Origin of the sequence: Moraxella sp. TY6 (assembly GCF_048551375.1) — a bacterium.
Lineage (GTDB): Bacteria > Pseudomonadota > Gammaproteobacteria > Pseudomonadales > Moraxellaceae > Faucicola.
On the sequence record NZ_JBLYZJ010000006.1, the window covers coordinates 1 to 22,911 of the forward strand.

At 44.4% G+C, this 22,911-nt stretch carries 20 protein-coding genes and 4 tRNA genes; 5 read left to right on the forward strand and 19 right to left on the reverse strand.

Annotated elements, in window-relative coordinates:
- The 12 genes from ACK1U4_RS05680 to ACK1U4_RS05735 form a co-directional block, all read right to left on the reverse strand.
- On the reverse strand, positions 1–650 hold a 650-nt coding region (locus ACK1U4_RS05680; protein ID WP_419401614.1), incomplete at its 3' end, for a GTP-binding protein.
- 267 nt (positions 651–917) lie between these two features.
- Positions 918–992: transfer RNA gene (locus ACK1U4_RS05685), tRNA-Thr, on the reverse strand.
- A 22-nt stretch (positions 993–1,014) separates the two neighbouring features.
- Positions 1,015–1,088, reverse strand: a tRNA-Gly gene (locus ACK1U4_RS05690).
- Between the two features lie 76 nt (positions 1,089–1,164).
- Positions 1,165–1,248 (reverse strand) — tRNA-Tyr (locus ACK1U4_RS05695).
- Between the two features lie 43 nt (positions 1,249–1,291).
- A tRNA-Thr gene (locus ACK1U4_RS05700) sits at positions 1,292–1,367 on the reverse strand.
- Between the two features lie 231 nt (positions 1,368–1,598).
- Positions 1,599–2,348 carry an FHA domain-containing protein gene (locus ACK1U4_RS05705; RefSeq protein ID WP_419401911.1) on the reverse strand — a complete coding sequence of 250 codons (750 nt, stop codon included), beginning with the start codon at positions 2,346–2,348 and terminating at the stop codon, positions 1,599–1,601.
- Positions 2,349–2,374: 26 nt separating this feature from the next.
- Positions 2,375–4,798 carry a type II secretion system secretin GspD gene (gene gspD / locus ACK1U4_RS05710; protein ID WP_419401912.1) on the reverse strand — a complete coding sequence of 808 codons (2,424 nt, stop codon included), beginning with the start codon at positions 4,796–4,798 and terminating at the stop codon, positions 2,375–2,377.
- Positions 4,799–4,855: 57 nt separating this feature from the next.
- A complete protein-coding gene (locus ACK1U4_RS05715) occupies positions 4,856–5,854 on the reverse strand; it encodes a type II secretion system protein N (protein WP_419401913.1) in 999 nt (332 codons plus the stop codon).
- Between the two features lie 8 nt (positions 5,855–5,862).
- Positions 5,863–6,696, reverse strand: coding sequence for a type II secretion system protein N (gene gspN / locus ACK1U4_RS05720; RefSeq protein WP_419401922.1), 834 nt, complete (start codon positions 6,694–6,696; stop codon positions 5,863–5,865).
- 221 nt (positions 6,697–6,917) lie between these two features.
- A complete protein-coding gene (gene ssb, locus ACK1U4_RS05725; protein ID WP_419401914.1) occupies positions 6,918–7,607 on the reverse strand; it encodes a single-stranded DNA-binding protein in 690 nt (229 codons plus the stop codon).
- A gap of 103 nt (positions 7,608–7,710) precedes the next feature.
- Positions 7,711–9,075 (reverse strand): MFS transporter, encoded by a 1,365-nt coding sequence (locus ACK1U4_RS05730; RefSeq protein ID WP_419401923.1) that lies wholly within the window; start codon positions 9,073–9,075, stop codon positions 7,711–7,713.
- 99 nt (positions 9,076–9,174) lie between these two features.
- Positions 9,175–10,215: a hypothetical protein gene (locus ACK1U4_RS05735; protein WP_419401915.1), complete on the reverse strand. Its 1,041-nt coding sequence runs from the start codon at positions 10,213–10,215 to the stop codon at positions 9,175–9,177.
- A 123-nt stretch (positions 10,216–10,338) separates the two neighbouring features.
- On the opposite strand from ACK1U4_RS05735, the gene ACK1U4_RS05740 reads away from it, so the two are divergent.
- Complete coding sequence (locus ACK1U4_RS05740) at positions 10,339–10,617, forward strand: helix-turn-helix domain-containing protein (protein WP_419401916.1); 279 nt, start codon at positions 10,339–10,341, stop codon at positions 10,615–10,617.
- Entirely contained in the window at positions 10,601–11,134 is a 534-nt protein-coding gene (locus ACK1U4_RS05745; RefSeq protein ID WP_419401917.1) for a Bsp6I family type II restriction endonuclease, read from the forward strand. The genes ACK1U4_RS05740 and ACK1U4_RS05745 overlap by 17 nt, the downstream gene beginning before the upstream one ends.
- Here the strand turns inward: ACK1U4_RS05745 and ACK1U4_RS05750 are convergent.
- The gene (locus ACK1U4_RS05750; RefSeq protein ID WP_419401918.1) at positions 11,124–12,077 is read right to left on the reverse strand and encodes a DNA cytosine methyltransferase; all 954 of its coding nucleotides are present in this window, start codon (positions 12,075–12,077) and stop codon (positions 11,124–11,126) included. The genes ACK1U4_RS05745 and ACK1U4_RS05750 overlap by 11 nt on opposite strands.
- 235 nt (positions 12,078–12,312) lie before the next feature.
- Here ACK1U4_RS05750 and ACK1U4_RS05755 point away from each other — a divergent pair, with 235 nt between their 5' ends.
- Positions 12,313–13,008 (forward strand): hypothetical protein, encoded by a 696-nt coding sequence (locus ACK1U4_RS05755; RefSeq protein WP_419401919.1) that lies wholly within the window; start codon positions 12,313–12,315, stop codon positions 13,006–13,008.
- An 83-nt stretch (positions 13,009–13,091) separates the two neighbouring features.
- On the forward strand, positions 13,092–16,046 hold the full coding sequence (gene uvrA / locus ACK1U4_RS05760) for an excinuclease ABC subunit UvrA (RefSeq protein ID WP_419401920.1): 2,955 nt from the start codon (positions 13,092–13,094) through the stop codon (positions 16,044–16,046).
- A gap of 40 nt (positions 16,047–16,086) precedes the next feature.
- On the opposite strand, the gene ACK1U4_RS05765 is transcribed toward uvrA, so the two are convergent.
- The 5 genes from ACK1U4_RS05765 to ACK1U4_RS05785 form a co-directional block, all read right to left on the reverse strand.
- Positions 16,087–16,482, reverse strand: a complete 396-nt coding sequence (locus tag ACK1U4_RS05765; RefSeq protein WP_419401921.1) for a hypothetical protein — start codon at positions 16,480–16,482, stop codon at positions 16,087–16,089.
- 173 nt (positions 16,483–16,655) lie between these two features.
- A complete protein-coding gene (locus tag ACK1U4_RS05770; protein WP_419401800.1) occupies positions 16,656–16,934 on the reverse strand; it encodes a DUF2281 domain-containing protein in 279 nt (92 codons plus the stop codon).
- Positions 16,935–16,999: 65 nt separating this feature from the next.
- On the reverse strand, positions 17,000–17,668 hold the full coding sequence (locus ACK1U4_RS05775) for a hypothetical protein (protein ID WP_419401801.1): 669 nt from the start codon (positions 17,666–17,668) through the stop codon (positions 17,000–17,002).
- 125 nt (positions 17,669–17,793) lie between these two features.
- Complete coding sequence (locus tag ACK1U4_RS05780) at positions 17,794–18,333, reverse strand: YqiA/YcfP family alpha/beta fold hydrolase (protein ID WP_419401802.1); 540 nt, start codon at positions 18,331–18,333, stop codon at positions 17,794–17,796.
- Positions 18,334–18,538: 205 nt separating this feature from the next.
- The gene (locus tag ACK1U4_RS05785; RefSeq protein WP_419401803.1) at positions 18,539–20,128 is read right to left on the reverse strand and encodes an isocitrate lyase; all 1,590 of its coding nucleotides are present in this window, start codon (positions 20,126–20,128) and stop codon (positions 18,539–18,541) included.
- A 500-nt stretch (positions 20,129–20,628) separates the two neighbouring features.
- On the opposite strand from ACK1U4_RS05785, the gene ACK1U4_RS05790 reads away from it, so the two are divergent.
- Positions 20,629–21,666 carry a LysR substrate-binding domain-containing protein gene (locus tag ACK1U4_RS05790; protein WP_419401804.1) on the forward strand — a complete coding sequence of 346 codons (1,038 nt, stop codon included), beginning with the start codon at positions 20,629–20,631 and terminating at the stop codon, positions 21,664–21,666.
- 23 nt (positions 21,667–21,689) lie between these two features.
- Here ACK1U4_RS05790 and nhaA read toward each other — a convergent pair whose 3' ends face one another.
- Positions 21,690–22,910 (reverse strand): Na+/H+ antiporter NhaA, encoded by a 1,221-nt coding sequence (gene nhaA / locus ACK1U4_RS05795; RefSeq protein ID WP_419401805.1) that lies wholly within the window; start codon positions 22,908–22,910, stop codon positions 21,690–21,692.
- Between the last annotated feature and the right edge of the window lies 1 nt (position 22,911).

Here is a 22,911-nt window from a genome sequence, read left to right on the forward strand (position 1 = left end):
ATTGGCATTAGGAATGGTTTGTCAATCGCACGTTCTGGTTCTGGGATGTAGCTGTCTAGGGTGTCTAGTAGTTCTAGCACGGCTGGCTCACCATATTTGCCGTCTTTGCCGTTTAGGGCTTCAAGGGCAGAACCTTTGATGATTGGGGTGTCGTCACCAGGGAAGTCGTAGCTTGATAGTAGTTCACGTACTTCCATTTCTACTAATTCTAGTAGTTCTTCGTCATCTACCATGTCACATTTGTTCATAAATACCATGATGTATGGTACACCAACTTGGCGTGATAGTAGGATGTGTTCACGTGTTTGTGGCATTGGGCCATCAGTTGCAGATACAACTAGGATAGCTCCGTCCATCTGTGCGGCACCAGTAATCATGTTTTTAACATAGTCAGCATGGCCTGGGCAGTCTACGTGTGCGTAGTGACGTGCTGGGGTGTCGTATTCGATGTGGGCTGTGTTGATGGTAATACCACGTGCTTTTTCTTCTGGAGCTGAGTCAATTGACGCATAGTCTTTGGCTTCGCCACCGTTGTGTTTTGCGGCTACGGTTGCAATGGCTGCAGTTAGGGTGGTTTTACCGTGGTCAACGTGTCCGATAGTACCTACGTTAACGTGTGGTTTGGTACGTTCAAATTTGGCCTTTGCCATAATATAATCCTCTGTTCATTGTAAATTGCTGGCAATATATTACTATATTTCCAATGCCTTGTATAGTGATTCACTATCAAATGCCAAGTGATGCAAAAAGCAAATTTATCACAAATTATTCGTCTTTGCTAGTGTTTGGTGGTACTCATGTGCGTTTTTATGTATTCGCAATACTAAAAGGCAACACAAGTTGTGTTGCCTTTATTAAATATATTAATGCTATAGATTTTTACTACATTATTATGGGTAATGATTGACCATATATAATGGAGCTCATACCGAGAGTTGAACTCGGGACCTCTCCCTTACCAAGGGAGTGCTCTACCTCTGAGCTATATGAGCATATATGCGATTGTATGATAAGTGGAGCGGGTGGCGGGAATCGAACCCGCACGACCAGCTTGGAAGGCTGGAGTTCTACCACTAAACTACACCCGCAAAATGCCAACCTATCTGATTTGATAGGGTATTGTTAACAATTTATTGGAGTAAATAGATAACAATCGCAGGTAAATGGTGGTGGGGGAAGGATTCGAACCTTCGAAACTCTCGTAACGGATTTACAGTCCGTCCCCTTTGACCGCTCGGGAACCCCACCATATTTGCCTTTCAAGGAACGCTTAACACGATGTGTTAAAGGATGGTGCCGGCTGCCGGAATCGAACTGGCGACCTACTGATTACAAGTCAGTTGCTCTACCAACTGAGCTAAGCCGGCGTATCGCTTGAAAGTGGTGAGCATTTTAGCAAATTTTTTTAATCTTGCAAGTGTTTTTTTTATTTTTTTGCATTTATTTTTGATTTATTTTTTTTATGATTAAAAATCAATGACTTAAAATAATAAAAATTTTAGGCGATAACACCATCAATGGCGATTGTTTCAAAGTGGATAGCAAGGATATTGTATAATTTTACCATTGACGGTGTTTTAATGTTATTTTTCTATCCGTTATTTCCCCATAAATAAGGAAGCTAACACAATCAAAGCAAAAATCACAATCAAGGCAATGACCAGTGTCATGGTTTTTTTATGATTGGTTTCCGTTGGGCTTTGTGTTTGCTTTGTTAGTGGTTGGGTTTGTGCTTCGGCAATGGGTTTAGCCGTGGGGTTAACGGTTGGTTCAATGGTTGGTTGCACGTCTGGATGCGTCTGTTGGTAGGTTTGTTGCTTGTCTTCTGGCGTTTGGGTATCGACCAAGGTGGCAAGGGTGGAATGCTCATCAAAGGTATGGGCATGCTGTGTGCTGGTTTGGGTTGGTGAGTAGACGGTGGTGGTTGAAGGTTTATCAATTGGCTTATCAATCGACTTATCAATAAGCTCATCGGTAGGTTCATCCATTACCGTTGGGTGTGGCTCAGATTGGGTGATTTTGAACACCATGTCCGCCAATGCCACTTCGTCATTATTTTCGAGTTGAACGGCTTCGCTACCAATCCGTTGTTCATTGATAAATGTGCCATTAGCAGAGCCAAGGTCTTGAATGTATAGGTTATTACCCACTCGGTTGATTTTGGCGTGTTGGCGTGAGATTTGGGGCAAGGCAAGCACAATGTCATTGGTGTCACTACGCCCTAGGCTAAGATTTTTGCCAATCGCCACTTGCAATTCACCCAGTTGGGGGGTGAGGGCAACCAATTGCCAAAGCGGTTGGACTGGCTGATTGGCTAAGGTTTGGTTCTCAGAGGTCGTTGTTGTCATGGCGATTTCCTGTCATGTGTATTGTGTTAAGGTTGTGCATTTTTGGTTAGGTTAATGGGCTGTGGGGTGGCTTGCGGTACGACCACGTCAACGGCTGGCGGTGTGGCGATAATCGGTGTGCTAGCCACTGGTTGGCTCGGTATGTCAACCACAATCGGTGCATTGGTGTTGACGGTAGTCTGCCGTATTTTTACGTTTGAGCTGGGATAAACCACTGGGGCATTGCTAAGACTTTGTGAGGCAGGGGTTGCCAAGTCATTGCGAGGCACTTCGACAGGCACAGGTTGGGTGGTATTAGGGAAGGCACTGGGAACATTGAGCGGTACTTGTTTAAGCGTGCCATTTTTATCAATCACCAATTGCATGGTGCGTAGTCCATCGAGGCTCTTTTCGGTGACACTGGCAACCGCTGTGCCGTTTCGCAGGATGGTGGGTTGTAAAAATACAATGAGGTTGGTTTTATCTGAATTTTTGGTTTTTGATTTGAATAAATTCCCTACCAAAGGTACATCGCCTAAGCCCGGTACTTTTTGTTGTCCATAGGTGCTGTTATCACGCATCAAACCGCCCAATGCCACAGTTTGTTGGTCATCGGCTAAGATGGTGGTTTTAATCAAGTTTTTATTGGTGATAATGCCACTGGTATTGCGTAAGGAACTTTCGACCAACGAAGACACTTCTTGACTAATTTCAAGACGCACTGAGCCATTCTCACCGATATGCGGAATCACGTTAAGGTTGATACCGATATCTTGACGGCTGACGGTTTGGAATGGGTTGCCTGCATTATTGCCACTGTTGGTATATGAGCCTGTGACAAACGGTACGTTTTGACCGACCAAAATATTGGCTTTTTCATTATCAAGGGTCAAAATCGAGGGCATGGATAACAGGTTTCCCCCATCGGTTTTATTGATGGCCTGCAAAATCGCTCCATAAAACTGGCGATTGCCGTTGCTGTCAACCTTGCTATCGCCCACGCCTAACAATGCCCCTGCAATCGAAGCGGCCGCCGTACCGACACCGCCCCCCAACGCATCGGCAGCTAGGCTGATGGCACTTGCCCCAACGTTGTTAAAATTGACCACGCCCACGCCACTGTTGGCATTGCCCATCGCCCATTGCACGCCTAGTTGTTGGGTATCTGTGCCTGAAATTTCCATGATGGCGGCTTGAATCAACACTTGGTCACGCCGTGTGTCGAGTTGGTTGATGGCGTTTTCAATTTCTAGCATCAAACTTGGTTCGGCATTGACGATGACGGAATTTTGGGTTTGGTCAGCGATAATGCTAAAAGGTCGACCTTGGGCGGTATTGTTGTTACTTGCTGTATTGGTGCTGGCGGTGTTGATGGGCGAGCCTGTTGGCGAAGGTGAGGCAGACGCTGTATTGGAATTGGCGGTGTTATTATCTGAGCCAGATTGAAACATCGAATTGGCTTGCAGACTGGTCGGGTCGCCTGCACTATTGAGCGATTGGTTGGATAATAACCCTCGAAGCATATCGGCAATGTGGGTGGCACTGGCGTATTTTAGCCGAAACACTCTTAAACCACTCAAACGCTGACTGGGAACGGTGTCTAGCTGTTCGACCATGCGTTGGATTTTGGCGGTCATTTCGGCACTGCCTTTGACCAATAGGCGGTCAGACGCTGGGTCGGCAATGATGTTAATAAGACTGCCTGCACTGCTTGCCACTGCCCCACCCTGTGGTGGATTGCCATTGCTTGGGGCGACTGTGCCACCGCTTGTGCCTGTGAGTGAGCTTAACAATTCCATCATGCGTTTGGCATCGACATGGCGTAGCGGTATGATGGTAAGTTTATCATTCATATTGCTATCCAAATCGCTAATCAATTTGGCAAATTGGTTAAGGCTGTCGGCTCGGTCAGATAAAATCAACGCATTGACATTCGGCACAACGGCGGCGTTGGCATACTGGGGCATCATGGGGCGAAGCACGTTGAGCATATCGGTGGCACTGGTATTGCTCAAATAAAAAATCCGTGTCGCCATCTGTCCGCCAGCGGTGTTACCTCGCAAATCCACGTCAATACCTGCTTGCTTGGCGACCGTATCAGGGACAAGTTCGGTGGTAATGCCACGGTCAATCGCTACGATACCATTGACTTTCATCACTGCCAAAAATAGCTCGTACACCTCTTGGCTAGACAAAGGTTTATTGGAAATCACAGTCACATTGCCATTGATACGAGGGTCTAGCACAAAGTTTTTATGGGTAATACTTGCCACTTGGTCAATAAAGGCTTTGATATCGGCATCTTGTAAATGCACTTTATAGGCGGTTTGGGCGTTGGACAGGGTGGGTAATGTCATTGTCAATGCGATGGCGGTCGTTAATAGCAATTTTGCAAAAACAGGACGTTTTGACCCACGATAATTGGGCTGAAGTCGTTGGGTGGAAGGGGTTGGCTGAAACTGTTTCATCATTTCAAATTTACCTTGAATCTTTTTCGGCTGAATGCTTTAAGAAATTTATTTAACCAATTAAAACGATTGTCGCACCGTCACGGTTTGTTCGCCTCGTTGTACTTGAATTTGGGCTTGCCCTGCCTGTTGCACTTGTTGCAAAAGTTGGGCATCTTGGGCAGGGTTTTGCCCCACGCTTTGCCCATTGACCGATAGTACTTTATCGCCAGTTTGTAGCCCTAGGCGATTTTTTAGCCCTGCTGGCATACCGTCCGTTACCAAATAGCCATTACCTGTGGCAGCGACCCCCATTTGGCTAAGATAACCATTGGGGTTTTGTTGTAGTCCATTCACCGCTGTCCCCAACGCATTTTTTGCCCCTTCGGCTTGATTATTAGCAGGGCTTGGCGTGGGTTGAATGCTATTCGGCTGACTGATAAAGGGATTTTCACGGTCTTCACCCACCATATTGCCACTGGGTTGTGGTGATGGCGAGCCATTCTCTAAGCCACTAAAACTGGGAGCAACACTGGTATCCATCGCTGTGGCTTGGCTTGGCGGTTGGTTTTTGGCACGAATGGCATCACTTTGGTCAAGCGAAAACGGTTTGCCAAATTCAATTTTTATGGTCTGTCCACTGGGGTCGGCTATCATAATATGGTCAGCGTTGACTTGAGCAAGCGTGTAGTTACTGCCCTCAATCATCGCCCCTACTCGATAGCTTTGGGTTTTACCACCACTATTGATAATGGCAAATGACAGGCTATTGGGAACGGCTTGGGTCACGCCCAACACTTTAATATCTGGCGGTGGGACGGTTGGGGCTTGTTGTGCCATCGGTTTGGCAAACATATCCAACCCATTTCCCATCACCAACTGGCTATTGGCACTGGCTTGCATTGGCACTGGCGGTAAGGCAGGCGGTCTGGGTGGGGCAACCACCAACCAAAAAGCTTTGGCAATCAGCCACACCAAACACACGATGGCAACCAATAATAACCAAGGGGAAAAGGCATCAAATAACTTCGTAAGATTAACTGCTGTGGCATTGCTCGATAGGCTACGTTTATTTTTCATCTGACTACCTACTGCCCCATACTGGTAAGGGGTTGGCGGATGGACACCACAACCGAATCATCTACGCCCTGCCCTTTATACTCTGGCATATTTTTCAAAAAACGTTGGGTAAGTGCCACATCCAGCATATTGTCATTATCAATATAAAAATCGCCAAAACGTTGCCCTTGTGGGTTGGTGAGTGCCAAATGTAGACGTTGTCCATTCGTTGACGTGGCGTTGCCATTATTGCCATTGTTGACGTTGGCGTTAGTGGTATTGGGAGATTGTCCTGCATTGCCTTTATCCACACTTAGCCCACCCTGCATATTTGGCAGATTCATTTTATAGCTTCGTCCGCCCGTGGGGTAGCTCATCTCGCCCCCTGCCCAATTTAGTGTGCCGTCCGCTTTATCAAAGCCCTGTTTGGATTTGGCAAGACTGACTTCTTTGATGGTAATGGGGGTATCGGGCAGTTGCCAATTGACAATTTGCCTTAATGTATCAGCGGTGATTTTGCCAGAAAAATCATTGGCTTGCCAACTGTCTTTGCCGAGTTTGACTTGACCTTTAAGCTCAGTTTTACCTGTGCGAATGGTGACGGCACTGCCAAATTTTCCTGTCAATATATGCCAAGGTTGCCATTGCCATTGGGCTGTGCCTGTCAAAGGGGCATTGGGCTGTGTCATCACTTGCCAATTGGCTTGACCTTGCCAAAGATTACCACTGACTTGTTGCAAATAGGGATTGTTGGGCGAAAACTTATTGAGCAACCATTGGGCAGGCAACTGTATCAATAAAAAAACACACAGTAAGACCAAGCCCACTAGCCACCAAAGTTTTGTCGGACGAGATTGAAGCACATCTGCCAAGGGACATTACCTTTTTAACATTATTTTTTATAAACATTTGCAATCATCAAATCGCTTATCATAACTGATTTTTATGTCGTTGTAATGTCAAATTGTGGTGAATGACGATTTTTTGTCGTATTGGCAGTGGATGGGGGATTTTATTGGGGCGTATGCGATACGCCCCTACCAGCGGATATGTCTTGGTTTTGGTAATCAATCAAAATGCTTATTTATATAATTCCAACTAATTGATTTGAGATGTATGCAAACGGAATATCGTCATCCACTGCCCCTGCTTGAGGTTTGGCAGGTACAGGTGCGGTGGGGGCAGGATTGGACGGTGCAAAGCCTGCATTTGGATTCGCCATGCCTGCTTGGGGATTTGGCTGTCCAAAGTTATTGTTGGTTGGCTGAGGCTGAGATTGGTAAGGATTTGGGGCTTGATTGGCAAAATTATTGGGATAATTGCCTTGTGGGTTATTTTGGTAAGGGTTGTTTTGCATGCCCCCTGTTTGGAAGCCTGTGTTTTGGAAAGGGTTGGGTTGTTGATTATTCATACCCATATTATTTGCCCCCTGCCCTGCTGGGTTGCTACCTAGCATTTGCATATTATCGGCACGGATTTCGGTGGCATAGCGTTCGATACCATTTTGGTCGGTATATTTATTGGTACGTAGGCTACCTTCGATATACACCGAACTCCCTTTGCGTAGGTATTGAGCCGCCACTTCACCAAGGCGATTGAACAAGCTAATGCGATGCCATTCGGTGGCTTCACGGCGTTCGCCTGTTTGTTTGTCTGTCCACTGCTCGCTAGTCGCTACCACAATACGAGTGACGCTACCGCCATTTTGGAACTGCTTAACTTCTGGGTCTGCACCGAGATTACCCACGATAATGACTTTATTCACGCCACGCATATTGAATCCTTAATGAATGAGAATAATAACAATTTATGTTGATTCACGCATTTTACAACGAAATGCCTTACAATAGAATACGTTTACTTTACTAATTTTTTGCTTAAATAGCGAGAGGATAACCGATAATTTGCGACATTTGTTGTCGTGTATTTTCGGTGAGTTTTTGTTTATCCAACTTGAGGTAGGCGATTTTTTCTTTTTGCATCATCACCAATTCTTCAATACCCTCAATGGCAAGAAGCTGTTTTGACCAGTCCGCCAAATCCACGTCTGTTGGCAAGGTCAGCGTCAGGCTTGTCAAATAAGGCGGTGAACTAATTGGCAAAATCAGCAATAATCCCAATACACTAATCCCTGCCAATACCGCCCAACCCATGCCATCCGACTGGGTTAGCAGTATGCCACCCAATGCCCCACCTACAAACGCACCCAAAAACTGAGCCGATGAGTTTAAGCCCATTGCCGTGGCTTTGTTGGCGACTGGGGCTTGCTTAGAAATCCATGAGGGAATCGTGGCTTCAAGGCTGTTAAACCCAATGTAATACACAGCCAAACCCACTATCAAACCCACAGCCCATTGGCTACTCACCGCTAAAATGCCCAGTCCCAATGCCAATACCGCAAGACTTGCCAAAAAAATAGGACGCATTTGGCGTTTTTTTTCGGCAATGATAATGAGGGGTACGGCAATGATAAACCCTAGCAATAACAAGGGCAAATACACATAGCCCTGCTGTGCCACAGTTAGCCCCAATACCTTGCTAAACTGGTGTGGTAACAGAGTAAACATTGCGGTCATGGATAAATGCAAGGTAAAAACCGCCAAATGTAAACGGTTAATATTGCCAATTTTAAGTACGTCAATAAACTGTTGTTTGACCGAATAATCCGCCAAATTATGCGTCAATACCCGAGTGGGTGTCGGCACGATAAATAACAGCCCAATCGCCAGTAACGCTGATAATACCGTGACCCAAAATAGCCCTGAAATATCAAAAATATGCGATAACATCGGCCCTAGCCCAAATGCCACCATCACCGACATGGCAATGGTCAAGCCCATGGTCGCCATCGCCTTGGTACGTTGTTGCTCTCGTGTGATATCCGCCAAGAGTGCCATCACCACAGCCGACACCGCCCCACTACCTGCAATCAAGCGTCCCAAAATCACCGTATAAATATCCGTGGCTAACGCACAAATCACCCCACCTAACGCAAATACCAATAACCCTGCAATGATAATCGGCTTGCGAGGGTATTTATCCGCCAAAAAACTCATGGGAATCTGAAAAATCGCCTGCCCCAACCCATAAATACCAACCGCCAACCCCAATAAGAAAGGGGTCGTATGGGCGTATTGCATGCCATATACCGAAAACACAGGCACTATCATAAATAGCCCCAGCATGCGTAACGCAAAAATCCCCCCTAGCCCAATAATGGCTCGTTTTTCGGCAGAATTCATGGTGGTAGGATGTTGGGTCATGTGGGCTTCGCTATGCAGACAACACAATAAAATAGCTCGCTATTATAAGCCCATTTTTGACATTCGCAAACTGGCAATTTAGCGTGTCATACCAAATAACACCAAGCTTAATATCACAAATAGCCCCACTGCTAGCATCAGCCATTGATTTGGTGTCAGTTTTTGCCAAATCGCATTCGCCCCTTGGTGGGTGGTGGATTTGGGGGTTTTGCTCAAGACGGTATTGGTATTATTGGTGGATAACAGGGTTTGCTGTTGCTGTGCGTGGGCTTGTTGAGCCAATAGATGGGCTTTTTGTTCTGCCTGTTTTTTGGCTTTTTGCTCATCTCTTAGGCGTTGTTGCTCAAGTTTATGCTGTTCTTTGGCAAGGCGTGCTTGTTCTTGCTCTTGGCGTTTTTGCTCAAGTTCGGCTTGTTTGGCTTGCTGTTGGGCTTCAGCTTCGGCTTGTTGTTTTGCCAATTTTTCATCTTGTCGGCGTTGGGCTTCAAGCTGTTGCTGTTGGCGTTTATTGGCAAAGCTATCGTGGTATTGTCGGATTTTTAGCTCATCTGTAAAGTTAGCGGACAGTTGCCATGTATTGACCAAATCCATGATATCCTCAATATCCATATCGTAGATTTCACTGGCTTTGACCGCTTTGCTGTGTGCGGTGAGTTTACGCTTGACTTGGTGTTGGGCAAAGTGTTGTTGGAGTTGGTTTTCGGTTTCACCAATCGAGGCGACTTCAGCAAGATACACCACTTGCCAATCATTGATATTGGCGTGTTGTTGGTCGTTGAGCTGTTGGGTGAGCGTGTCAGCGGTGATGGTTGGGTCATCGGTGGTGCTGATTTTAAGGAGTTGCTCTGTGGGGGCAGTGGCGATGTAAAGCTGTCCGCCAGTGGCTTGGCGTTTGAGCGAGGCAACGGCATGGGGGTTGCATTGGATACAGTTGGCTTGTTTGTTGCGGAGGGTGTGTCCTTTTTCGCAAGGCGGTACGCCATAGGCAACCAGTGTGCCATTTTCTTTCATTTTGGCTTTGTATTCTTTGCTTGACAGTCCGCTTGCGTCAAAGGTTTTGTTGAGGGGGATGTGGTGGCTTTTTAGGAAGTCGTTTTGTTCTGGGGTTAGGGTTGCCATGTTATTTTCTCAATTGCTATTTGATTTTACTTTGTAACAGTATAGCAAGATTTTGGGGTTGGCAAAAAAAATTCTTCATCATTCAAGCCACTTAATGCTATGTTTAGTATGTAGATGAATAGTATGCAGGCTACCTATAATCTTGACATGAAACCCACTCAATCAGAAACTTTCTTGACCCAACTTGGCAATGCCATTCGTGATAAACGCTTGGTTTGCCAACTATCACAAGAGCAACTCGCTGACAAAGCCAATCTACACCGCACCTACATTGGCATGGTGGAACGTGCGGAACGAAACATCACTATCATTAACTTGCTAAAAATCTGTGAAGCGTTAGAAATTTCCTTGAGTGACCTATTATCATTTCAAGGGAATATGAGCCATGACAGCGACCAATAACGTCACCGATAACGACCTAAAATTAATCTTAACAGCTTATCATCATTGGAAAGTGTTAAACCAAAGCCTAAAAGCCTTTGCCAGTCGCACGGTAAACTTCCCTGAAGCTATTTCCAAAGCCTTGGTTTGTTATCAACTCGGCTATGAATGGCACAATAAAACCACCACCAAAAATGTCGGCGATGCCTCGTTTAATGGCAAATTGGTCGAAATCAAAGCTACCTCAAATTTTAATAGCGACTTAACGTCATTTAGCCCAGATACCAAGTTTGATATTTTGATTTTTGCACGGTTAAATTTGGCAGAAGACCAATTGTATCTGTATGACTTAAATCTGAATTTTTCGCAATTTCAACAACTTCAAGTCAATAAAACCCAAACCATTTTGCAACAACAGCAAAGTGGCAGACGACCTCGGTTGCGTATTATTGAAAACATGATTATCCCCAATCAATTACAACCGACTGCCGTTTTGGATTTGAAAGCCTTGGCAAGCCAACTGGGCGTTAGCTTATAGCTTTTTTGATTTGTTCAGCAATGCGAGCGATGACAGGCACGACCACGCTATTACCTGCTTGTTTATACAGATTGGCATTGCTAGTGGTGGTGGGTAGGTTAAAGTCTTTGGGAAAACCTTGAAAATTAAAACACTCTCTTGGCGTTAGCTTACGAATGGTAGTCGGCAAGCCCTGCACATTCAGTAGCGGCACGTTATGACCACCTGTTCCCATATTGGCTGTGAGCGTGGGGCAAACTTGGTTTTTATTCTCTCGCACATACTGCCTACGCCATTGATATAAAGTTTTAGCGTCCTTGATGTCATGGGTCAGTTGCTCAAAAAATGGCGTTTTATCGGTGTAATAAAACTTCTTATCAATGCTATCTTCATCTTCAAGCATATCGCTAATGCTGGTTTGGCGTGGGATGGGCTTGGGAAACTCAAACTTTTCAAACACCTGTTTATCCAAAAAACACACAATATAAATCCGCTCACGGTTTTGCGGTATATTGCCGTAGTCACTGGCGTTTAATACTTGGTGTTTGACATGGTAGCCGTGGCTTTGCAAGGTGTCCAAGATGACTTTAAAGGTGTTGCCTTTGTCATGTCCGACCAAGTTTTTGACATTTTCTAAAAAGATAATTTTGGGTTTTTTGACAGTAAAAATCCGTTCTAATTCAAAGAATAAGTTGCCACGCCCTTGTTTGTCATCAAAGCCTTGGCGATACCCTGCGACCGAAAAGGCTTGGCAAGGAAAACCTGCAAGCATGATATCAAAGTCGGGGATTTCATCGGTTTTGACATCGTGAATATCTCGGTGGTCAATGGTAAAGTCGAAGTTTTGTTTGAGGGTTTGGACGGCAAATTTGTCAATTTCATTGGCATAAATGGTGGCAAATCCTGCTTGTTCAAAGCCCAAGTCGATGCCGCCGACCCCTGCGAAAAAGGATGCACATTTCATACGTTGTTCTCATTAAGAAGATGGGCGTATTATAGGGATTTTTTGGGGAAAATGCAGCAAGTATGTCGCCATTTTGGACGATTGCGGTGACTTGCTCCTTTTCTGCTGTCAATATAGCAACGCTTAAAAAACTATTAAAAATCAGAATAAACTAATTTTTTAAAATAAAGTTGAAAAATACCATTCTTAGCATTATCTCTATTACTAACTTTATTTTTTTAGAGTATAGAACCTTATGTATTTTACTTTTGCTGAATACCTTAACTTAAAGCCAGTTCTCATATTTCGTCTATTCTTCTTGATTTTATCATTAATCATAATAAAACAAGTGTTTGTTGGATTATCCATTTTTTTAACCATTTGTATTCTATTACTGCCTTGTATTTTTTCATTTTTTTTATTAGGTAAAGATGAAAACGCTCTCAAAAGTTCCATTGTATTATTTTTTACCATAGCAACTATTTATTTCTTTTTTATATTAGCATCAGTAGCTTTTAGTTTATATTGGACTTTAACTTTTTCAATGATGGTAGTGCAAGAGTGGATTTTTAGTAAAGTATATTATTACAAAAATGATATTTCTTTCTATGAAGACATACAATTGAACTTTACATTTATTAAATTGTTTTCGTATATCACTATTCCTCTCGTATGTCTTTATGTTGCTGATAAAAATCTTGATTGGCAAAATTTCGAGCAACTTAAAACTATTAAATTAAATATTTTTCATGATATAAAAGAACAAATATTTAACAATCCTAATTTTATAGAAATTGCAAAAGATAATTTTAATAATGGTGTTGACCAATCGAAAGCAATTATAAAAAAAGGAATTGCTACTCTTGGCTTAATATTTTTTATTTTGACTTCACTACATACAGCTATGCCTTTCATTATAGATTTTGTAAGAAACTTTTTGGATTTCGAGTGAATAATTTTTACTTGAAACCACCCTCCCTCCACCCCATAACAACCCCATATTCCCCCTTTCCACTAATAAGAAGAAGCACCCAAATGGCTCAACACGATTCTATCAAAATCCGTGGGGCAAGAACCCACAACCTCAAAAACATCGACATCGACATCCCTCGTGACAAACTCGTCGTCATCACAGGCTTATCAGGCTCAGGCAAATCCTCCCTCGCCTTTGACACCCTATACGCCGAGGGGCAACGCCGTTATGTCGAGAGCCTATCCGCCTACGCTCGCCAGTTTTTATCGCAAATGGACAAGCCAGAAGTCGATAGTATCGAGGGCTTATCCCCTGCAATTGCCATTGAACAAAAATCCACCAATCACAACCCACGCTCCACCGTTGGCACGATTACCGAGATTTACGACTATCTGCGTCTGCTATACGCCCGTGTCGGTACGCCCATGTGTCCAGAACACCACCTGCCGATGGTCGCCCAAACCGTCACCGAGATGGTTGATACCGTGATGGCGTTGCCTGTCGATACCAAGTTGATGATTTTGGCGAGGGTCGTGGATGACCGCAAAGGCGAGCATATTCAACTGATGGAACAGCTTAAAAGCCAAGGTTTTGTGCGGTTGCGTGTCGATGGCGAGGTGTATGACATTGACGATGTGCCACCGCTTGCCAAGACCTTTAAACACACGATTGATGTGGTGATTGACCGCTTTAAGGTGCGTGATGACTTGGGTAATCGGGTTGCTGAAAGCCTAGAAACCGCCCTGCGACTGGGCAATGACATTGCGATTTTGCATGACATGGACGGCAATTTTGACGATAAAATCCTATCTGCCAAACACGCCTGCCCTGTATGTGACCGTGCGGTTGCCGAGCTTGAGCCGAAATTGTTTAGCTTTAACAATCCGTATGGGGCGTGTCCTGTGTGTGACGGCTTGGGCAAACGCCAGTATTTTAGTGCCGAAAAGCTGATTCACCATGTCGATAAATCGCTCAATCAAGGGGCGATTAGCGGTTGGGATAAACGCCATGCCTATTATTTTGGCTTGCTGACCACGGTCGCCCAACATTACGACATTGACATGGAAATGGCGTGGCAAGACCTGCCGAAAAAGCACAAAGACATCATTTTGCATGGCTCTGGCAAAGAGAAAATGACCTTTAACTTTGTCGATGAACGTGGGCGAAAATCCACCAAAACCGTGCCGTTTGAGGGCGTGTTGCCGTATATGGAACGCCGTTATCGCAACACCCAAAGCAACCTTGTGCGTGACGAACTTGCCAAATACCTTGCCGATGCCACTTGCGATGCCTGTCACGGCTCACGCCTTAATGAAATCGCTCGCCATGTCGAAGTGGCGGACACCACGATTTTTACCATTGTCAAACAGTCGATTGGCGATGCCCTTGCCTATTACCAACAGCTCAAACTGGACGGTGCAAAAGGCGAAATTGCCGATAAAATCATCAAAGAAATCCGTGAACGCTTGGAGTTTTTGGTGAGTGTCGGCTTGGATTATCTGACCCTTGCTCGCTCTGCCGAAACCCTGTCTGGCGGTGAAGCCCAGCGGATTCGCCTTGCCAGTCAAATTGGGGCAGGCTTAATGGGCGTGATGTATGTACTCGATGAGCCGTCCATTGGCTTGCACCAACGTGACAATGACCGACTTTTGCAGACTTTGACACGCCTACGAGATTTGGGTAATACCGTGATTGTCGTGGAGCATGACGAAGATGCGATTCGCCTTGCCGACCATATCATTGACATTGGTGTGGGGGCTGGCGTGCATGGCGGTCATGTGATTGCCGAAGGGACTGCCAAAGAAATTGCTAAAAATCCCGAATCGCTGACAGGGCAGTATCTGTCTGGCAAAATGAAAATCGCTGTGCCAAAAGTCCGTCACCAAGCCAAAACTGCTAATGCCGATAAATATGAAAAAATGCAAGAATCGGCAATTCCTTTAACCAAGAATCAAGCGAAAAAAGCTGAGGCAGAAAAGAAAACCAAAAAGACCAAAACCAGCGAAGCCGATAAACCGTTGATGATTACGCTGACTGGGGCAAATGGCAATAACCTCAAAAACGTCACGCTAAACCTACCGATTGGCGTAATGACCTGTGTTACAGGCGTGTCTGGCTCGGGCAAATCGACCTTGATAAACCGCACCTTGCTACCGCTTGCCACCACGCAACTGAACAACGCCACCACCCACATTGCCGAAAGCTACGACAGTATCACAGGGCTAGAACATCTTGATAAAGTCGTGGATATCGACCAAAGTCCGATTGGACGTACGCCACGCAGTAACCCTGCGACTTATACAGGCGTATTCACCCCCATTCGTGAGCTGTTCGCCCAAGTGCCAGAAGCCAAAGCTCGTGGCTATCAGTCTGGACGTTTTAGTTTTAATGTCAAAGGCGGTCGCTGTGAAACCTGTCAAGGTGACGGCTTGATTAAGGTCGAGATGCACTTTTTGCCCGATATGTATGTGCCGTGCGATGTGTGTCATGGCAAACGCTACAACCGTGAAACCCTTGAGATTCATTATAAAGGCAAAAATATCTCGGATATCCTTGAGATGACGGTGGAAGATGCTCATGGGTTTTTTGAGGCGATTCCTGCGATTGCTAGACGCTTGCACGCCTTGATAGAAGTGGGTTTGGGCTATATTCGTTTGGGGCAATCGGCGACCACGCTGTCGGGCGGTGAGGCTCAACGTGTCAAGCTTGCCAAAGAACTGTCCAAGCGTGATACAGGGCAAACGCTGTATATCCTTGATGAGCCGACCACTGGCTTGCATTTCCATGATATTGCGAAGTTGTTAGATATTATCCATACCTTGCGTGACCGTGGTAATACGGTGGTGGTGATTGAGCATAATTTGGATGTGATTAAGACGGCGGATTGGATTGTGGATTTAGGGCCTGAGGGTGGTTCTGGCGGTGGTGAGATTATCGCTGAGGGTACGCCAGAGGACGTGGCGGAAGTTGAGGCATCGCATACAGGGCGGTTTTTGAAGCCGATGTTGGAAGCCTAATATTAAAAAGCCCAAAATTAATTTTGGGCTTTTTGTTAAATCACTTTTCTAAATACAGCTCCTGTATACACCTTTCTGTATAATCTTCACTAAAAATACCATTTTCATCACATCCAAAAATTGGTTGCTTATTTTTATCTAACAATTCAATAGTAGTAGAAGTAATTTTTAAATAACTCTCACCTTTATCAATAGTCATTATGGGTTGAAATTTACCTCTATATGTGACACTCGATGAAACACTGCCTATAAATTTAAAAATCGCTGTACCATCTTTTTTGATAGTAACGGTTTCTACAGTGCCAGTTCCTCCTGCAAAATTAAAAGACTTAGTACCTATAAATGGCAGTTTTGCACTAGGTTCTGCATAAGAACCTGTTGTATTACCTATCATTAACGCTATCACCAAACATGTTTTAAAAAATTGATTTTTCAATTTTAACCTCACTTTCAAAGTATTATTTTACAATAGGACTTACGCAAATTTTTAATTTATCCTGTTAAATAAAGACGCTAGACCCCTGCCTACGCAGGGGTGACGAGTAATTTTAATATTTGTTACTTCGGGCATAGCTCTCGTCTTGCGAGCCTGCAAAACAGTGTTTTGCTTTAACGGCTCTCATCCTGTGAATGCAGGAATCCAGTGTCTTTTGCGTAAGTCCTAACATCAATATTTTCACGGTCAAAAACCGTACCCTCTTTGGCAATTTTCGTCATTAATTCGTATAGCTCATCACTACGCTGTTGTTGCTCGCTAATACTAGGCTGTACGTTAGATTGCGATTTTTTGACCTTTTCTAATAAAAAATCGACATAATGACTGACTTCCACTTTCATAGAAACAGGCAGTTTTTGGATATTGGCATAAATTTGTGCATCTGCAATCATGGCTACCCTCACGATATTTTGTTTATCAATAGCATATCATAAACCAAACGATTCACTACACCCATTTAACCAACTTTACAGGTGACTTTTTTACCATTTTTTTCTTTATTCCACCCATGCAACGCAATCGCCCCATTCAAATCCTTCACATTTGGCACGACAATCACCGTAGAATTCATCCCTTGATTTAGCACCGAAGTTTGCATAGAGCCACCGCCACGCATTGCCACCACATACAGGGGTTTGGCAGTGCCTTTTGACCATTTATAAATCGTCTGTGACTCAATATAATTCACCCCTTTAAACGCCTTACCAAGCGTATCCTTACCTGTATACTTATCCTCGATTTTCCCAAAATTACAATTACTCTTAACTTGCGTTAACTCAGCGGTGTTCACCACATCCGATAGCTTGAGCAAGCCCTTATCACTGGTCGTCCGCCAGCCACCCGAATAAAACACCACTTCATTAGGGGCGGACTTATCACCATACGCTGTGATGGTGGCATTGGTATAGCCTGTGATAGCACGCTCGAGATAAAAGCGATTGGCGACATTTTGGTCTTTTTTTAGCCCACCTTTGGCGGTGGTATTCGCTAGGGTGTTAAAGGTTTGCCAAGTCCAGTTACTCGGTGTGGTGAGCATGGTAAACATCGGCTGTACATTCGGATTGGCAAACGCAGGAATACTGGTGATACTGGCAACCGCCACACAAAGGGCAAGGGATAAACGCATAATTTTACCTATAATTTGATTTATAATGAGATAAATAATATTTGGTTTTTATTTATTGTAAAAGGGGCGTATCGTATCCGCCCTTTGATAATAGTTGGTTATGGATTAAATGGCGTATCAACCTTTTAGTTCAATCGATATGGCACTTCAAGGGCGAAGTCAAGCTTCATATTGATATCCCCTGCACGGCAGATTTTATGATGACCGCCTTCATAATAGTGCAAGTTATAGTTTTTACCTGTCAATAACTGCTCGGCATCGTGCCAGTCCAGCCCTTCATCGTCTTTTTCAATCATCGCATATACGATTTGGCTAGATGGCTCGGCGACCAAGTTACGGTCGGCGATTTGAGGGATTTTATCGCCCAAATAATGGCTAGGACGTAGGCAAGGGGCGATGAGTAGAGCATTTAGTCCATATTTTTGGGATAATAAATTGGCAAAATAACCGCCCAATGAATGTCCTGCTAATACGATATATTCGTATTTTGGCAAGTTTTCTTCAATCACTTTGCTAAAAATCGCTTCGGCATTGTCAAAGTCTTTGGCATAGTCAATGGGAACGCAGAGTTTTTCGGCATGGTTGTTGATACAGGTAAATTTGTCGGTGTCGCATGACGATTCAAAGCCGTGGAAAAATATAACGAGATTATCCGAGTTTTTCATGTTGTTGTCCTTTTTCACGATGGTATTGTGAGGGAGGCTATTAATACCTTGATGGATTGATAATAAATGGTTTTTAGGGTTATCTCAAGGCTATTTTACTTTTATGGTCGTTCTATTGGGCTAATCGTCAACCGCAGAAGCGAATAAATAAAAAAACACCCTGCCAAGTTGACAGGGTGTTTTTTATTCAATCACCACTTAAGTATTAGTGACCAAACTGGTTAGCTGTGTTTTTCGCACCGCCAGCTTTAAGGGCGTTTTCACCAGAGAAGATTTCTTTGTGGTCATCACCGATGTCAGAACCAGCCATTGCTTGGTGCTTAACAGCAGCTACGCCTTCACGTAATTCTTTACGTTGAACTTCTTCAACATAAGCCAACATACCTTTGTCACCGAAGTAACCTTTTGCCAACAAGTGCGTGCTTAGTGCAGCCGTGTGGAAAGTAGGTAGGGTGATTAAGTGGTGGAATACACACGCTTCACGTGACGCATCAGCTTGGAATGTACGAGCTAGGTCGTCAGCAGCGGTGTTCAATTCGCTGTTGTCGTAGTCAGCTGACATCAAGTTGTTTTTGTCGTAGGCAGAAGTATCTTTGCCTTCTTTTTCCCATTTTGCGATAACTTGTTTACGGAAGTTTAGCGTCCAGTTGAATGATGGGCTGTTGTTATAAACAAGTTTTGCATTTGGTACTTGAGCGACGATACGGTCAGTCATTGATTTGATGTGAGCTACGTCTGGGGTAGGAGTTTCAATCCATAGTAGGTCAGCACCGTTTTGTAGTGAAGTGACACAGTCAAGGACAACACGGTCAATGTTTGTGCCTTCACGGAATGAGAATAGACCGTTTGCGGTACGAACTGGGCGAACCAATTTGCCGTCTTTTTTGAGCAATACGTCATCTTCTTTAGCACTTTCGATGGTTACTTCTTCAACTTCTAGGAAGTCTAGGTATTGAGAAGCCAAGTCGCCTTTTTCACGTGATACTGGTAGTTTTTGGGTCAATGACGCACCTTCAGAGTCGGTACGAGCCACGATAACACCGTCATCTACGCCTAGCTCTAAGAATGCGTAACGAATCGCATTGATTTTGGCAATGAAGTCTTCGTGTGGTACAGTTACTTTGCCATCTTGGTGACCACATTGTTTAGCGTCTGATACTTGGTTTTCTACTTGAATCGCACACGCACCTGCTTGAATCATTTGTTTGGTCAGTAGGTAAGTGGCTTCTTCGTTACCAAAACCTGCATCAATGTCAGCGATGATTGGCACGATGTGAGTTTCAAAGTTGTTGATTTTGTCCAAGATAGCTTTGGTGTCTTGACCCGCTTCTTGAGCAGCGGTTAATTCACGGAAGTAATCGTTTAATACTTTTTCGTCCGCTTGACGTAAGAAAGTGTAGATTTCTTCGATAAGTTTTGGCACAGCGGTTTTTTCGTGCATTGATTGGTCAGGTAGTGGACCAAACTCTGAACGTAAGGCAGCAACCATCCAACCTGATAAGTAGATATATTTACGCTCGGTAGAACCTGTGTATTTTTTTACAGCGTACATGGTTTGTTGACCGATAAAGCCATGCCATGCACCTAAAGATTGGGTGTATTTTGATTTATCAGCGTCATAGGCTGCCATGTCACGACGCATAATGCCAGCGGTGTATTTGGCGATGTCTAAACCTGTTTTGAAAGTGTTTTGTACAACCAAGCGAGCAGCGTCATTTTCGCTGATGTTTTGCCAGTTGCCGTATTTTTCTTTAAGGGCTTTGATGTGGTCAATCGCTGAAACGTAAGTCGTCATAGCATTCTCCTATTGGATTGGGTCGAGGTGTGGCTTGAAGTGCCATCAGTATAACAATTTTTTCTGACAAAAATATGATATTTTTATCCGTGATGGTGAATATTTTGCTAAAATTAGCATAAAAGCGATTTGATAAGCAATGTTCTATTATCAGACAAGTTTATCAAAGGGTCGTCTTATTAGCTGACTTCCATCACTATACTGATTTATTGATAATTTAGCTAATTTATGAATATTATCTTTGGTATTTTTATTATAAATACTCAATAAAAATCAATGATTTAAAAATATACCAAGGTAAGTATTGCAAGTCTTAATCCTCCTTTTTAAAGGGCGACTTATTCCTCGTATCAGATTGACATACAGGGGGAAGCCCCCTCTTTCGTAAAGAGGGGTTGGGGGAGATTTAAAACAGGGTGAATATTAATCACTATTTTTGCTAATTAAAGGCTAAACTGAACTTTTGATAAATTTGGCAAGTAACCTACTTGGAAAATAACATGAATTTACAACGTGTCGATTTGAATTTATTGGTACATTTGGACGTTTTATTGCGAGAAAAAAATGTCACTCGTGCGTCTGAACAACTGGGCATTACCCAACCTGCGATGAGTAATATTTTACGCCGTCTGCGTAAACTGTTTAATGACCCTTTGCTGATTCGCTCATCCGAGGGGATGACACCGACTGAGCGTGCGATGGAGTTACAGCCCAGAGTGCGTGAGTTGTTGTCGGATTTGACCCAGTTGCTTGAGCCTCGCACCGAGTTTCGCCCTTATACGTCCAGCCGTGTGTTTCGCATTATGACTTCGGATTATGCCGAGGCTACCCTTGTGCCTCGCCTTGTCAAGGCGCTGCGGAGTGAAGCCCCCAATGTGATTTTGGACTTTTTGACCCCCTCGGATGTATCGTATCGTGATATGGAACAAGGGCGTGTGGATTTGGCGATTAATCGCTTTAATGAGATTCCGCAAAGCTTTCATCAAGTGTTGGTGTGGCGAGATACCTTTAGCTGTCTGTTGTCGGCAGATAGTCCGTATGTCAGCCGTTTTAACCTAAAAAATTACCTCAAAGCCCAACATATTTGGGTGTCAAAAACAGGCATGGGCGTGGGATTTGGGGTGAATCCAGAGAAGTCTGGCGGACTTGGGTCGATTGACCAAGCATTACAGCGTCTTGGGCAAAAACGCCAAATTAGCGTGTTTACTCGCCATTATCAAATGCCTGCGATGTTGACGGCAAATAAGGATTTGATTGCGACTTTGCCCACTCGTGTGGCTCGGATGCAGGCGACCAATGATAGTATTGTGATTAAAGAACCGCCGTTCTTTATTCCTGAGTTTGAGTTGACGATGGCGTGGTCGCCACTGTTACAACATCACCCTGCTCATCGCTGGTTGCGTCAGTTGATTTTGCACGTTGCACGGCAGGTGATTGCGGATGAGGAGGAGATTGCCCCTCAGCAAGATGCGTTGCTCGATGGGTCGTTGGTCACTCAGCCGACTGAATTGGTGGAAATTGACCCTGACCGCCAGTAATCACTCATCACAGGGCAACTATATCACGGAATATAACTATGGTCTTTACTATGTAACGGCTCATTATTTTCCACCATTGGCAATACTTTATTAAGCCAAATATAGCCCACCACGCCTGCCAACAGCGAACCAAGCACAATACCCACACGCTCATCAAATACCTTATCCGTCAGCCCTGCAAACGCCAGCCCACCAATAAACAAACTCATGGTAAAGCCAATACCACATAGCACCGCCACGCCAAAGACTTGTTTCCAGTTTACCCCAGCAGGTAGGCTTGCCAAACCAGACTTCACCCCAATCCAACTAAGCAACATCACCCCAATTGGCTTACCAAATAACAGCCCCAATGCAATCCCCATCGGCACACTATGAGTCAAAGATGACAAGCCACTGCCACCAAGGTAAATCCCTGCATTAGCAAACGCAAAAATCGGCAAAATCATAAAATTCACCGTTTCTTGCAAATCATGCTCGAGGTCTTCAAGCGGTGATTCGGTAGGGTTTGCCAAATCCGTCATCGGAATAAACATCGCCAATAACACCCCTGCAATGGTCGCATGAATACCAGATTTTAGCATTGCCACCCACAGTACCAAACCCACTAACGTATAAGCACTCATGCGAGTGACATTGAGGCGATTCATAATAAACAACACCACCAACATCGCCCCTGCCACACCCAATGCGGTCATATTTAACCCTGTGGAATAAAACAACGCAATAATCAAAATCGCCCCGATGTCATCAAAAATCGCAATCGAAGCCAAAAACACCTTCAGCGACAACGGCACACGACTACCGAGTAAGGTCAACACCCCTAACGCAAACGCAATATCGGTGGCGGCAGGAATCGCCCAACCCTTTAATAGCTGTGGGTCTTGGTAATTAAAAATTGCATAAATCAACGCAGGCACAAGCATACCACCCACCGCACCGAGGGCAGGTAACACGATTTTTTTGACATCGGATAGCTCACCGACCAGCACTTCTCGCTTGAGTTCTAACCCCACCAAAAAGAAAAACACCGCCATCAAGCCATCATTAATCCAATGCAATAGCGAATGGTCGATTTTTAGACTACCCACTTGTAGCGAAATCGGAATATGCAAAAAATGCTCATACGCATCATGGAGTGGCGAATTTGCCACCACCATTGCCACAATCGCAGACACCGCCAATACGATACCTGCCGCCATATCAAGGGCAAAAAACGCCCGTAATTTTGTCAAAAAACCTTGCATT